General features: G+C 73.6%; 13 protein-coding genes. 5 read left to right on the top strand and 8 right to left on the bottom strand.

Annotated features, from left to right (window positions below; genetic code table 11):
- The first annotated feature begins 50 nt into the window (after positions 1-50).
- Positions 51-659 (top strand): TetR/AcrR family transcriptional regulator C-terminal domain-containing protein, encoded by a 609-nt coding sequence (locus tag MUY22_RS40390; protein WP_247052449.1) that lies wholly within the window; start codon positions 51-53, stop codon positions 657-659.
- Here MUY22_RS40390 and MUY22_RS40385 read toward each other — a convergent pair.
- From MUY22_RS40385 to MUY22_RS40365, 5 genes are all read right to left on the bottom strand, one after another.
- The gene (locus MUY22_RS40385; RefSeq protein ID WP_247052448.1) at positions 656-1,261 is read right to left on the bottom strand and encodes a hypothetical protein; all 606 of its coding nucleotides are present in this window, start codon (positions 1,259-1,261) and stop codon (positions 656-658) included. The genes MUY22_RS40390 and MUY22_RS40385 overlap by 4 nt on opposite strands.
- A gap of 10 nt (positions 1,262-1,271) precedes the next feature.
- Positions 1,272-2,099: an NAD(P)H-binding protein gene (locus MUY22_RS40380; protein ID WP_247052447.1), complete on the bottom strand. Its 828-nt coding sequence runs from the start codon at positions 2,097-2,099 to the stop codon at positions 1,272-1,274.
- Positions 2,100-2,250: 151 nt separating this feature from the next.
- Entirely contained in the window at positions 2,251-4,050 is a 1,800-nt protein-coding gene (locus tag MUY22_RS40375) for a serine/threonine-protein kinase (protein ID WP_247052446.1), read from the bottom strand.
- On the bottom strand, positions 4,047-5,915 hold the full coding sequence (locus MUY22_RS40370) for a serine/threonine-protein kinase (RefSeq protein ID WP_247052445.1): 1,869 nt from the start codon (positions 5,913-5,915) through the stop codon (positions 4,047-4,049). The genes MUY22_RS40375 and MUY22_RS40370 overlap by 4 nt, the downstream gene beginning before the upstream one ends.
- A gap of 648 nt (positions 5,916-6,563) precedes the next feature.
- Positions 6,564-7,502, bottom strand: coding sequence for a zinc-binding dehydrogenase (locus tag MUY22_RS40365; protein ID WP_247052444.1), 939 nt, complete (start codon positions 7,500-7,502; stop codon positions 6,564-6,566).
- A 53-nt stretch (positions 7,503-7,555) separates the two neighbouring features.
- On the opposite strand from MUY22_RS40365, the gene MUY22_RS40360 reads away from it, so the two are divergent.
- Positions 7,556-8,410, top strand: coding sequence for an NAD(P)-dependent oxidoreductase (locus MUY22_RS40360; protein WP_247052443.1), 855 nt, complete (start codon positions 7,556-7,558; stop codon positions 8,408-8,410).
- Here MUY22_RS40360 and MUY22_RS40355 read toward each other — a convergent pair.
- Complete coding sequence (locus MUY22_RS40355) at positions 8,394-9,431, bottom strand: NADPH:quinone reductase (protein WP_247052442.1); 1,038 nt, start codon at positions 9,429-9,431, stop codon at positions 8,394-8,396. The two genes, MUY22_RS40360 and MUY22_RS40355, sit on opposite strands and share 17 nt — an antisense overlap.
- A 191-nt stretch (positions 9,432-9,622) precedes the next feature.
- Here MUY22_RS40355 and MUY22_RS40350 point away from each other — a divergent pair, with 191 nt between their 5' ends.
- The 3 genes from MUY22_RS40350 (at position 9,623) to MUY22_RS49570 (ending at position 10,228) form a co-directional block, all read left to right on the top strand.
- Entirely contained in the window at positions 9,623-9,781 is a 159-nt protein-coding gene (locus MUY22_RS40350) for a hypothetical protein (protein ID WP_247052441.1), read from the top strand.
- 63 nt (positions 9,782-9,844) lie between these two features.
- Positions 9,845-10,021 carry a hypothetical protein gene (locus MUY22_RS40345; RefSeq protein WP_247052440.1) on the top strand — a complete coding sequence of 59 codons (177 nt, stop codon included), beginning with the start codon at positions 9,845-9,847 and terminating at the stop codon, positions 10,019-10,021.
- Between the two features lie 75 nt (positions 10,022-10,096).
- The gene (locus MUY22_RS49570) at positions 10,097-10,228 is read left to right on the top strand and encodes a hypothetical protein (protein WP_256474923.1); all 132 of its coding nucleotides are present in this window, start codon (positions 10,097-10,099) and stop codon (positions 10,226-10,228) included.
- A 278-nt stretch (positions 10,229-10,506) separates the two neighbouring features.
- Here the strand turns inward: MUY22_RS49570 and glgC are convergent, their stop codons facing one another.
- Positions 10,507-11,724: a glucose-1-phosphate adenylyltransferase gene (glgC, locus tag MUY22_RS40340; RefSeq protein WP_247052439.1), complete on the bottom strand. Its 1,218-nt coding sequence runs from the start codon at positions 11,722-11,724 to the stop codon at positions 10,507-10,509.
- Positions 11,721-12,875: a glycogen synthase gene (gene glgA, locus MUY22_RS40335; RefSeq protein WP_247052438.1), complete on the bottom strand. Its 1,155-nt coding sequence runs from the start codon at positions 12,873-12,875 to the stop codon at positions 11,721-11,723. Before glgA ends, glgC begins: the two co-directional genes overlap by 4 nt.
- Positions 12,876-12,917: the final 42 nt, after the last annotated feature.

The following is a 12,917-nucleotide window of genomic DNA, read 5'->3' as shown; positions in this document are numbered from 1 at the left end:
CCTTAACTAGTTAAGGGCCAGGATGTCCTTAACTAGTTAAGGAGTCAAGGGTGCCGATCGAGAGGGCCGACGCGGTCCGCGTCGCGCTGGGGCTGCTGGAAGACGAGGGCCTCGACAAGCTGACGGTGCGCCGCCTGGCGACCGAACTGGGCGTAAAAGCACCCGCGTTGTACTGGCACTTCAGCGGCAAGCGGGCGCTGCTGGACCACCTGACCGACGTGCTGGTGGCCCCGGTCGTCGCGGCCCTCCCGGACGGCGGCCCGTGGCTGAAGTGGCTGGAAGAAGCGGCTTTCGCCCTCCACGCGGCGCTGCTCGCCCACCGCGACGGCGCCCGCGTGGCCCTCGGCGCGGACCTCCGCACGGCCCGCGCCCTGGGCGACTTCGCCGAGCGCGCGGTGGGCGTCCTGCACGAGGCGGGCTTCCCCCTCGGCGACGCGACCCGCGCGGCGGGCGTCCTGGTGCACTTCGTACTGGGCCGGGCGGTGGAAGACCAGACACGCCCGACCCCGGAGGAGGAAGCCGCGGCGATCGCGGACGAGAGCTTCCCGTTCCCCCTGATGGCCGCGGGCCTGCGCGAGCGAGCGGGCGCCACGGTCGAGGACGACTTCCGCTACGCACTCGGCATCATGCTGGCCGGACTCCGGGCGACGCTGGGTTAGAGGTTCGCCCGGCCGGTGCGGAAGAACTCCGTGATGGCGCCGTCCAGCTCGCCCAGGGGCCGGGCCGCGCCGAAGGGGGCGGTCCAGAACTCGCCTTCCCTCGGCTCGAACGGGCCGACGTACGCGTACGGCTCGCCCAGGTAGCCGTCGCCGGGGGAGACGCCGTAGTTGACCTCGTCGACGGTGATCGCGACGTCGAAGTGCTCGGGCCACAGCACCGGCGTCGCGTCCGGCGCGAACTCCCGCAGCGCCCGGTCGCCGTCGGCGAAGCCCTGCAGCAACGTCGTCAGCGCCGAGGCGTCGAGGGTGATCGTCTCGTCGAGCCGGACGCCGGGGCCGCCCGAGTAGACGCCCGCGGGCTCGCCCGCCGTGAACCCGGCCGCCGCCGCGACGTCGAGGTACGTGCGGCCGGCCAGCGGGACGCGCACCGAGTTCGTCACGAGCTCGTCGCCGTCGAGCCGCAGCGCCGGCGCGACGACCGTGGCGAACCCGCCGTCGACCACCCGCAGCTCGATCCGGTCCGCCGCCCGGTGCTGTGGTCCGGCCAGCAGCAGTTCGGCGACGCCGTGCAGGGATCGTCTGGTCGTGGCGAGTTCGGTCACGTCACCGAGTCTAGGGGAGCGGGAAGTGCTCGGCGGCCCACTGCTCGAACCCGAGCCCCGGCCGGCCGAGCACGCGTTCGACGGTGTCGGTCGCCGGTGAGCCGCCCCGGGCCGCGTTGGCGATGAACGCGAGGATCGCGTCGACGACCTCCGGCTTCTCGAACTGCCCGAACTGCTGGCACGCTTCGGTTTCCGACAGCTCCTCGATCCGCACCGGCACTCCGGCGGCGGCGGCGATCAGCTCGACCTGCTCCCGCTGGGACAGCAGCCGCGGGCCCGTGAGCATCCCGTCCGCGGCGTCGTGCCCCAGCAACGCCGCGACGGCGACCGCCGCGACGTCGCGTTCGTGGATCGGCGCCGTCTTCGCCTCCGGGTGCACCAGCTGCACCACGCCCTCGTCCCGGATGGCGTCGGCCCAGTTCAGCGCGTTGGTCGCCAGCACCAGCGGACGGATCGGCGTCCAGCGCAGGCCCGAAGCCGCCATCGTCGCCTCGACCGCGCGGTGCTCTTCCGCGATCAGGTTGCCGGCCGCGGCGGGGAGCAGCACGCTGCCCGACGACAGCAGCACGACGTGCTCGACGTCCGCTTCCCTTGCGGCGGCGGCGAAATCGTCCGCGCCGTCCGTCGGCGCGTAGACGAAGACCCTCCGCACGCCGCGCAGGGCCTCGGTCAGGGTGGCGGGCCGGGTCAGGTCGGCCGCGACGACCGGGACGCCGGCGGGCAGGTCCGCGGTCGCGGGGTTGCGCACCGACGCGCTCACGGGTTCCCCGGCGGCGAGCAGCTGGTCGACGACGTGCCGCCCGACGTTCCCGCGGGCGCCGATCACCAAAGTGGTCATGATGGTCCTCCTGCTCAGCTGCCGCGGGAGGAAGCGAACGACGGCTCACCTCGCGCGGCAGGCAACTGGTACCTGGCGCGCCAAGGGAGTCACAGTCGTGACAGGCGAAGCGTTCCGACGCTTCACTTCGCCTGTCACCAAGCTACCACGGTCAGGTTTTCGGCAGCTTCGCGACCAGGGCCTTGCCGAACGCGACGGCCGCGTCGCAGGAGCCGCCCGGTTTCGACGTGAAGATCCGGACGTGCTCGACCTGGTCCGCGTCGTAGGGCCGGTGGTCCCAGGTCAGGAAACAGCTGTCGCCGAGCGCCCGCTGGGTGGCCGTCCGGCCGCCGAGGTCGACCGGCGTCCCGGCGTCGGGCACGCCGGCGGTCAGCTTCTCGAACGACAGCTTCAGCGACGTCGTCGCGGTCCACTCGCACTCGCGGAGCCCGGTCTGCGCGACCTGGCGGACCGGCCCCACCGCCTGCACCACTGCGGGTTTGTCCAGCACCGCGCACGGGTCCAGCGCCAGGAACGTCCCGGGCGCGAGGTCGTAGCGGTCGTTGCCCGCGCTGATCCGCTTCACCGCCTCGCCGAGCGCGGTCTTCGCCAGGTCGCAGGTGTCGGCGATGGCCGTCACGCCCAGTTCGGCCTGCGCCGGGAGCTGGACGGTCGCGTCGCAGGTGCTGCCCCCGACCTTGCTGAGCAGCACCGGCCGGCCGTCGAGGTCCCCGGCCGGGCTCCCGCCCGCCAAGGTGAACTGGTCGCCCAGCTTCAGCGTGACCTTCCCGCCGGTGCGCGGCCGGTAGTCGCAGCGGTCGAAGTACAGCGTGTCCTGGGCCTGCAGCTTGCCGACGCCGGTGATCGAGACGCCGTCGAGCACCTTGCAGGGATCCGTGCGGCGCAAGGTGTCCAGGCTCGTCGGGTCGAGGTTCGCCGACGGCGGCGGCGGGTCCGCGCGGAAGAGGCTCACCGCGATCAGGCTGCCCGCGGCGAGCGCGCACGCGGACGCCAGCACGGCGGTGACCGGCACCCAGCGCCGTTTCGGCGGCCGTGGGACCGGCGGGGCCACGGGTTCGGGGACCGGCCAGGACAGCGCCGTGCGGACCGCGGCTTCCTGGTCTTCGATCAGCCGGTGCACCGCCGGCGGCCACGGCCGCGTACCCGGCGCCACCGGGCCCAGGTGATCCAGGATCCGTTGCGGCGTCGGCCGGCCGGCCGGATCCTTCGCCAGGCAGGGCTCGACGAGCGCGCGGATCTCCGGCGTCAGCCCGGTCAGGTCGGGCGCGGCGTGCACGACGTTGTAGAGCATCTGCGCGGTCGTCGTGCCGGTGAACGGCCCGCGTCCCGTCGCCGCCATCACCAGCAGGCCGCCGAGGGAGAAGACGTCGCTCGCCGGCGTCAGCGGCCGGCTTTCCGCCTGCTCGGGTGACATGAACGCGGGCGAGCCGATGATGCCGCCGGTGCCGGTGAGGTCGGAGCCGCCCTCGGCCGCGCGGGCGATGCCGAAGTCGATCACCCGCGGGCCGTCGCCGGTGAGCAACACGTTGCCCGGCTTGAGGTCCCGGTGGATCAGGCCGACCCGGTGGATCTCGGTCAGTGCGGACGCGAGCCCCACGGCGAGCCGGCGCACGGCGTCGTCCGGCAGCGGGCCGGTGGCGTCGATGGCCTCCTTGAGCGACGGCCCGGTGACGTACACCGACGCCAGCCACGGCGTCTCGGCGTCGGGATCGGCGTCCATGACGGCCGCGGTGAAGGCGCCCGAAACCCGTTGCGACGCCTGCACTTCGTGCCGGAACCGGTCGCGGAAGCGGGCGTTGTGCGCGAACTCCGGGTGCACCTGCTTGAGCGCGACGAGCCGGCCGTCCGGCGCCACGCCGAGCAGCACGCGGCCCATGCCGCCCTCGCCGAGCGCGGCGACCAGGCGGTACCGGCCGGCGGTCCGGGGTTCGCCCGGCTCCAGCGGCCTCACGGCTTCGGCAGCCCGGACTTGACCGTCTTGGCGAAGTCCTGTGCCTGGCGGCACGTGTCTTCGACGGTGAGCGAGCTGGCGGACGTCGTGTAGTCGACGATGACGTTCTCCGAGGTTCTGTCGTCGTAGGGCCGGTGCCGCCAGGTGTAGGTGCAGCTGACCCGCGCGGCGTTGGCCCGTTTCGTGGTGACGAACGCGGTGACGCCGTCGAGGTCGGCGGTCGTGCTCGTGTCGTAGTACGAGTCGGTCGTGCGGAACGGCGGCACGCCGCGTTCGAGCGTCACCGTGACGTCGCCCGCGACGTGCCACTGGCACTCGTGCAGCCCGCGCGGTTCGACCTTGGTGACCGGCCCGACGATCCGCTGGGCGGTGGCGGCCGGCACGAGCGGGCAGGGATCGATCGCGGCGAGGCTGCCGGCCGGCGGGGCCGGCGTGGTGTCGCGAAGGCGTTTCAGCGCTTCGCCGAGCGCGGCTTTCGCGACGTCGCAGGGTTTGTCGAACTTCTCGGCCGAGCCCTCGGCTTCGACGCCGATGGTGGTGTCCGCGCGGTCTGCCACCGGCACGGCGGCGGTGCAGCCACCGGCCTTCTCCTCGACGCTCAGCGGCAGGCCGTCCAGATCCCCGGCCGGCGTGCCCTTCGCGGCGACCGGGCCGCCGATCGTCAGGTCCAGCCACTGACGCCGCGCGGTCTCGTAGGTGCAGCTGAAGAGGTGGACGTCGATCTTGGGGGTGAGCGGGCCGACGCCGGGTGCCGACGGCAGGACCTTGCAGAGATCGACGCCGCGGAGGCGGTCCGGGCCGAGGGGATCCGGGTTCGGCGCGGACGTCGTCGTCGCGGTCACCGGAGTGGTGGGTGGGCTCGCGGTCGTCGCCGGGGCGTTCCTCGTCAGCGCGACGGTGGTGATCGTGCCACCGATCACGACGACCGCGGCCACGGCGGCGAGGGCGATCCGCAGACCGCGCCGTCGCGGTTTCGGCGGTTTCGCGAGGGCGTCCCGGACCTCAGTCTGGCGGTGCGCGATGAGGGCGTGGACGGCGGGCGGCCACGGGCGGGGGACCGGCGGCAGCGGGCCGAGGAACTCGAGGATCTGCGCCGGCGACGGCCGCTGCGCGGGGTCCTTGGCGAGGCACGGCTCGGCGAGGGCGCGGACGTCCGGCGGGAGGATGCGCAGGTCGGGGTGGGTGTGGACGACGTTGTAGAGCGACTGCGGCGCCGACGCCCCGGCGAAGGGACTCCGCCCGGTCGCGGCGAGGACGAGCAGCGCGCCGAGGGAGAAGACGTCGCTCGCCGGCGTCAGCGGCCGTCCCTCGGCCTGTTCCGGCGACATGAACGCGGGCGAGCCGAGGATCGCGCCGGTGTGGGTGAGGTCGGTGCCGCCCTCCGCGGCGCGGGCGATGCCGAAGTCGATGACGCGCGGGCCGTCTTCGGCGAGCAGGACGTTGCTGGGCTTGAGGTCCCGGTGCACCAGCCCGGCCCGGTGGATCCCGGCGAGCGCCGACGCCAGCCCGGCGGCGAGCTGCCGCACGGCGTCCACCGGCAGCGGCCCGGTCGCGTCGACGGCGTCTTGCAGCGACGGCCCGGCGACGAACACCGACGCGAGCCACGGCGCGGCCGCGTCGGGATCGGCGTCCATCACGGCGGCGGTATAAGCACCGGAGACAAGCCGCGAGACGTCGACCTCGCGCCGGAACCGCTCCCGGAACCCGGCGTCGTGCGCGAACTGCCGGTGCACCCGCTTCACGGCGGCCAGCCGCCCATCGGGCGCCACGCCGAGCAGCACACGCCCCATGGCACCCTCGCCGACGGTGGCGAGCAGCCGGTACCGCCCGGCTTGCGCCGGTTCACCCGGACCCAACGGCTCCACACCCCACCTCCGCGGGCGATGGTAGAGCGAACGAGTGACGCGATGGCCACGAATGTCCACTTCGGTGGCGCCGATCACCCGGCCCGGGCCGCCCACCCCGGGGTCGGTCCGCGTTTCCGGGCGCCGCGCCGGCGAATCCGTCCGGCCCGAGGTCGTGAGGGGCACCTTCAGGGATCTATGCGCCGTGAGGGTGCCCCTCAGGGACCTGAGCGCCGTGAGGGGCACCTTCACGACTTTCGGCCGACCACCTGCTTGAGCCGGTTGGGGTTTCCGGGCGCCGCGCCGCGAGTCCGCCCGGCTCGAGGTCGTGAGGGGCACCCTCGGGGACCTGAGCGCGGTGAGGGGCACCCTCACGATCTTCGGCCGGTCACCTGCTGGAGCCGGGGCGCTGTTTCCGGGCGCCGCACAGCGGGGTCCTGTCGGCCCATGGTCGTGAGGGGCACCCTCGGGGACCTGAGCGCCGTGAGGGGCACCTTCACGACTTTGTCCGACCACCTGCTGGAGCCGGGTCGGGGTTTCTGGGCGCCGCGCCGGCGAGTCTGTCGGCCCGAGGTCGTGAGGGGCACCCTCAGGGATCTAAGCGTCGTGAGGGTGCCCCTCATGGACCTTGAAGCCGTGAGGGGCACCTTCAGGGCATTCGGCTGGGAGTCACGGGTGCAGGAGGATCTTGCCCACCGCTCGGCGTTTCTCGAAGTCCGTGTGGGCCGCCGCGGCTTCCGTCAGGGGGTACGTCCGGCCGATCAGCGGGATCAGGCGGCCCGCCGCCGCCTCGGACAGGGCCTGGCGCACCCTTCGGGGCGTCTCCGGCCAGAACTCCGGGAGCTGGGACATGTCCGCCACCGATGCCAGCCGGCGGTGGTCGGCCGACGGGACCGTCGTCGGGGTTCCGCTGCTCATGCCGTAGCCGGAGAACCGGCCGCCGTCGCGCAGGAGGGACAGGGCCGCCGCTCCCAGGGCGCCTCCGACGCCGTCGAAGACGACGTCGACGCCGGGCACCTCCGAAGCCCAGTCCGGTGAGCCGTAGTCGACCGCCCGGACGCCCAGGTCGTGGGCCAGCTTCACCTTCTCCGGGCCGCGGACCGCCGCGATCACCACGGCGTCGCGGGGCAGCTGCACCAGGAGGCTGCCGAGCCCGCCCAGGCCCGGCAGCACCAGGACGTCGTCGCCCGCCGTGACCGGCGTCTTTTCCAGCAGGGCCAGCGCCGTGCTGCCGTCGTCCAGGACCGCCAAGGCCTCCGGCAGCCCGAGGCCGTCCGGGACGCGGAAGGCGAATCCGGTGTCCGCGATGGCCGTGTCCGCGTAGCCGCCGGCCACCGCCCGGGTGACGACGCGTGCGCCCAGCCAGTCCGCGGTCACGCCCGGCCCGAGCGCGGTGACCGTGCCCGCGACGGCTCCACCCGGCACGTACGGCGGCGTCACCGCGAACCCCGGCGGGGCGTCGCCGCGCCGGATGAGTGTGTCGAGCCAGCCCACGCCGGCGTACGCGACGTCGACGCGCAGATGACCCTCGGCGGGCTCGGGCGTGGGTAGCGTGACAGGGGTCAGGACCTCGGGTCCGCCGAACCGGGTGGCCATGATCGCTTCCATGTCCCGAGTGTCGAACTTCAAGGACCCTTGAAGTCAAGGTGAGAGGAACACGCGTGAAGACTTCCGTCGGGCTGCTGCACCCCGGGGCGATGGGCGCCGCGGTCGGCAAGCTCCTCGTGGACCAGGGCCTCCCCACGCGCTGGCTCCCGGCCGGGCGCGGCCCCGCCACCCGACGGCGGGCCGCGGACGCCGGCCTCACCGAGGCGGCCGACCTGGCCGGCTGCGACGTCGTGCTGAGCATCTGCCCGCCGGCGTCCGCGGTCGACGTCGCCCGGGAGGTCGCCGCGAGCGGGTTCACGGGCGTCTACCTCGACGCGAACGCCATCAGCCCCGGCCACGCGCGGGAGATCGAGGAACTGTTCGACGGCCGGGCGTCCGTGGTCGACGGCGGGATCGTCGGGACGCCGCCGCGCCACGACGGCTCGACGCGCCTCTACCTGTCCGGCAAGGACGCCGCGCGCGTCGAAAGCCTCTTCGCCGGGACCTTCCTGACGCCGATCGTGCTCGACGGCCCGGTCGGGCGGGCCTCGGCGCTCAAACTCGCGTTCGCCTCGTACAACAAGCTCACCTACGCGCTCGCGGCGCAGGCCCACGCCCTCGCGGCCCACCACGGCGTCGGCGACGTCTTCCGGGAGCTGGCCGGCGTGGTCCGCCGGGACACCCCGCTCGGCGCGGCGGGTGCCCTCGAATCGGCGGGGCAGCGGGCCTGGCGCTGGGAGGGCGAGATGGCCGAGATCGCCGCCGCCTGCACCGAAGCCGGCTTGTCGCCGGCGCTGCTCACCGCCGCGCAGGAGCTGTTCGGCCGCTGGCGTGAGCACCGCGACGACGACCGGGTGACGGCCGGCGAGCTGCTCGCCGCGCTGACCGTCACCCCGGAAGTCACCGGAAGCGTCACCCAGCCGGAGTGACGTCGATCAGCACCTTCCCGGTGGCGCCTTCCTCCGACGCGATGTGCGCCTTCGCCGTGTCGGCCAGCGCGAACCGGTGGACCGGCACGCCGCGGTCCTCGCCGAGGCGGAGCGCGCCGTCGGCGAAGGCCGCGTTGACGTCCTCGGCGCCGGCCCGCAGCTTGTCCGCCCCGACCGTGTAGAGCACCAGGAACTGGTAGCGCGTGTTCAGCCACAGGTTCGCGCCGAACTCCAGGCTGATCGTGCCGGTGCCGCGGTCGTCGCCGTAGGCCGCGACCGTGCCGCGCGTGCGCAGCACCTGCGCGTGCAGCGGGGCGTTGACGCCCAGAGCGACCTCCACGACCAGGTCGACGCCGTCGGGCGCGATCTCGCGGATCTTGGCGGCGAGGTCGGTGTCGGGGTAACGCAGCACGTGCTGGGCGCCGGCCGCGCGGGCGAGGGCGGCCTTCGCATCGCTGCTGACCGTTGCGATCACCGTCGCGCCGGCCCAGCGGCCGAGCTGGATCGTGGCGTTGCCGACCGCGCCGGCACCGCCGCTGACCAGCACCGTCCGGCCGGCGAGGGAGCCGGGGGACAGGCGGGCCGGGCCGTCTTCGGCGACGGTGAGCGCGCGGTGGGCGGTCAGCGCCGGGACGCCGAACCCGGCGCCCTCGTCGAAGCCGGCGCCATCGGGCAGCGCGGCGAGCTTTTCGGCGGGCAAGACGGTGTACTCCTGGGCGGTGCCGGACTCCGGCGCGTGGGTCCCCGCGAGGAGCGTCCACACGCGATCGCCGGGGGCGAAGCCGGTGACGTCCGGGCCGACCGCGTCGACGACGCCGGCGCCGTCCTGGTTGGGGACGGTGTCGGGTACTTCGGTCCCGGCTTCGGCGCCGCGGCCTTGGCGCGCCTTCCAGTCGGTGGGGTTGACGGCGGACACCACGAGCCGGACGCGGACCTCGCCGGGCCCGGGCGCCACGAGGTCCCGCTCGGACAGCGTCAGCTCTTCAGGCCCGCCGTGGCGGCGGTAGACGACAGCTTTCATGACCCGTGCAATCCCGCCGGGCCCCCGGGTTATTCCCGGGCCGCCGGAATTGGATGACGTGCGGAAATGCCCGGCGTTTCCGGGCCGGACCGGAAATGGCGGGTAAACGCGCGCGGTATGGGTGATCCCCCGGCCGGGCGATTTTCCGGTTTGCCCGAGCGAAATCGGCCGGCGCCCCGGAAACTGGGCGCGTGGGAGAGGAATTGCGCACATCGCGCGAACAGCGGTCGAAGCGTGACGAAGGTGAGCCGACGCCCATCTTCGACGCCGTGGCCAGCGCGGCCCGCGCGGGCTCGGCGGACAAGGCGAATACCGGGAATCCGGCGGGCGAGGGCAAAGCGGGGCGGTGACCGGCGGGAACCGCCCGCTCGTGAATCGGTTCCGGCGGCCTTGGCGGGGTGGGGAGGGGGCCGATGCGTGCCTGGCGCGGCCTGGCGGTGACGTACGCGGTGGTCGCGGCGGCGCAGGCCTACCTCGCCGTGACGACCGGGGTCGCCTGGGCGGTGGCGCTCGCCGCCGTCTTCCTGCTGGTAGCGGTGGCGTGCGGCCGCGCGGCGTGGCGGCCGCGCGGCGGGCCCCGCGGAACCTGAGGCAGATTGTTCAACGTCCGCGCGGAAGCTGTAGCATCTTGGCTGCACGTGCATCTGCGGATGAGGAGTAGGACGTTGGCCGGGGTCGTGAACAGCATGATCGCCGCGGAGTACGCGGCCGGGGCCTCGATCTCGGAGCTGGCCGAGCGCTGGGGCATCGACCCGCGCCAGGTGGTCGAGCGGATCTCCGCGGCCGACCGGTCCTGACCCGCCGAGCGGCCGCCCGGTTCCCGAGGCCGCCGCGCAGTTCTCCTTCGCCGCTCCGCCACCCTGCCGCGACGCGTAGCGGACGCGGCCGGTCGGGCAGCATCCCCGCGAGGTGCGGGAGCCGGCTCCTCCCGCGCGGCGGACCCTGTTGTCGAACGGATCTCCGCGGCCGATCAGTCCTGACTGCGGTCGCCCAGCACGACGTGGCGGCGAACGCCGACCGGTCCTGACCCGCCGGACGCCGTCACCTCGGTGACGCCCGCCCGGCGAGCCCGCGCTCAGATGGCGCGTTCGCCCTTGCCCAGCACCACGATGCCGCCTTCGCTCACGTGGTAGTGCCCGCGGTCGCGAGCCAGGTCCACGCCGATGTGCGCGCCCGGCGGGACCACGACGTTCTTGTCCAGGATCGCCCGCCGCACCACCGCGCCGCGGCCGACCCGGGCGCCGTCGAGCAGCACCGAGCCCTGGACGACCGCGCCTTGCTCCACGATGACGTCGGGGGAGAGCACCGAGTCGACGACCTGCGCGCCGGAGATGATGCAGCCGGGGCTCACGATCGATTGGTTCGCCGAGCCGCCTTCGACGAACTTCGCCGCCGCGCGCTGGCCGGGGTGGGCCAGGATCGGCCACTTGCGGTTGTAGAGGTTGAAGATCGGATGCGTGGAGATCAGGTCGGTGTGCGCGTCGTAGTAGCTGTCGATCGTCCCGACGTCGCGCCAGTAGCCGTGGTCGCGCGCGGTCTCGCCCGGCACGACGTTGCCGCTGAAGTCGTAGACCGCCGCCTCGCCGGACTTCACCAGGGCCGGGATGATGTCGCGGCCCATGTCGTGGTGCGACGCGGCGTTCTCGGCGTCGGCGTGCAGCGCCTCCAGCATCACCTTCGTCGTGAAGATGTAGTTGCCCATCGACACGTACGACTCGTCGGGGGAGCCGGGCAGGCCCGGCGGGTCGGCCGGCTTCTCCAGGAACGCGTCGATCATCAGGCCGTCGGTGGTGCGGATGACGCCGAACGAGCTCGCCTCGGCGCGCGGCACCCGGATCCCGGCGACGGTGACGCCGGCGCCCGAGGAGATGTGGGTCTCCAGCATCTGCCGGGGGTCCATCCGGTAGATGTTGTCCGCGCCGAACACCGCGATGTACTCGGGGTCCTCGTCGTAGACCAGGTTGAGGCTCTGGTGGATGGCGTCGGCGCTGCCCTGGTACCAGCGCGGGCCCAGCCGCTGCTGCGCCGGCACCGGCGTGACGTACTCGCCGGTGAGCGCCGAGAGCCGCCACGTCGTCGAGATGTGCCGGTCGAGCGAGTGCGACTTGTACTGCGTGAGCACGCACAGCCGCCGGATCCCGCCGTGCACCAGGTTCGACAGCACGAAGTCGACCAGCCGGTGCACACCCCCGAAGGGCACGGCGGGTTTGGCGCGGTCGGCGGTGAGCGGCATCAGGCGCTTGCCCTCGCCGCCCGCGAGCACGATGCCCAGAACGTCGGCTCCACTGTTCACGAGGACCTCCCGCACGCTTCGTAAAGGGCGACCGTCTGCTCGGCGATCGCCTTCCAGCCGAACTCGCCGACCGCGCGCTCGCGGCCGGCGGTACCCATCGCGGCGGCCCGGTCCGGGTCGCCCACCAGCTCGTTGAGGGCCGCGCCCAGCCGCGCCTCGTACCCGGCGGTGTCCGCCTCGTCGTAGTGGACCAGCAGGCCGGTCCGGCCGTCGTCGACGACCTCCGGGATCCCGCCGACGTCGCTGGCGACCACGGCCGTGCCGCACGCCGCCGCCTCCAGGTTCACGATGCCGAGCGGCTCGTAGACCGACGGGCAGGCGAACACCGCGGCGTGGGTGAGCAGCTGGACGACCTCGGGCCGCGGCAGCATGTCCGGGATCCAGCGGACGCCGGTGCGCGTCTTCTCCAGGTCGGCGACCAGGCCGCGGAACTCGGCGTCCAGCTCGGGGGTGTCCGCGCCGCCCGCGCACAGCACCAGCTGCGTGTCCGGGTCGAGCGCGGCGCCGGCCCGGACCAGGTGCGGGACGCCCTTCTGCCGGGTGATCCGGCCGACGAACAGCACGTAGGGCCGGTCCGGGTCGACGCCGTGCTTCTCGAGGACGTCGGTGCCCGGGTCGGGCCGGTAGAGCGTGGTGTCGATGCCGTTGTGGATCACGTGGACGCGCTCGGGCGGCACGGCCGGGTACGCGCTGAGCACGTCCTGGCGCATGCCGCCGCTGACCGCGACGATCGCGTCGGCCGACTCGTAGGCCTCGCGCTCGATCCAGGACGAGACGCGGTAGCCGCCGCCGAGCTGCTCGGCCTTCCACGGCCGCAGCGGCTCCAGCGAGTGCGCGGTGACGACGTGGGGGATGCCGTAGGTCATCTTGGCCAGGTGCCCGGCGAGGTTCGCGTACCAGGTGTGGCTGTGCGCGAGGTCGTGGCCGTCGAGGGCGTTCGCCATCGAGACGGCGATGTCCATGGTCGTGAACGCCGGCTGGCGGTAGCCGTGCGGGTCGGTGTGCCCGGTGGCGTCCGGCCGGTCCGGGCCCCAGCAGTGCACGTCGAGGTCGACGAGCGACCGCAACTCCCGGGCGAGGAACTCCACGTGAACCCCGGCTCCGCCGTAGACCTCCGGCGGGTACTCCCGGGTGAGCAGGCCGACCTTCATGAGGAGAACCCTATGGCCTCACCACCCCGCGGCGCAGTCTGG

The organism is Amycolatopsis sp. WQ 127309 (genome assembly GCF_023023025.1).
Lineage (GTDB): Bacteria > Actinomycetota > Actinomycetes > Mycobacteriales > Pseudonocardiaceae > Amycolatopsis.
This window is presented reverse-complemented; position numbering and strand designations above follow the sequence as displayed.

What these genes read in the sequence shown, in the direction of transcription:
- MUY22_RS40345 (WP_247052440.1), top strand. Translation starts at nt 9,845, where the DNA reads ATGCGTGCCTGGCGCGGCCTGGCGGTGACGTACGCGGTGGTCGCGGCG.
- MUY22_RS40355 (WP_247052442.1), bottom strand. Translation starts at nt 9,431, where the DNA reads ATGAAAGCTGTCGTCTACCGCCGCCACGGCGGGCCTGAAGAGCTGACG.
- MUY22_RS40380 (WP_247052447.1), bottom strand. Translation starts at nt 2,099, where the DNA reads ATGACCACTTTGGTGATCGGCGCCCGCGGGAACGTCGGGCGGCACGTC.
- glgA (WP_247052438.1), bottom strand. Translation starts at nt 12,875, where the DNA reads ATGAAGGTCGGCCTGCTCACCCGGGAGTACCCGCCGGAGGTCTACGGC.
- MUY22_RS40365 (WP_247052444.1), bottom strand. Translation starts at nt 7,502, where the DNA reads ATGGAAGCGATCATGGCCACCCGGTTCGGCGGACCCGAGGTCCTGACC.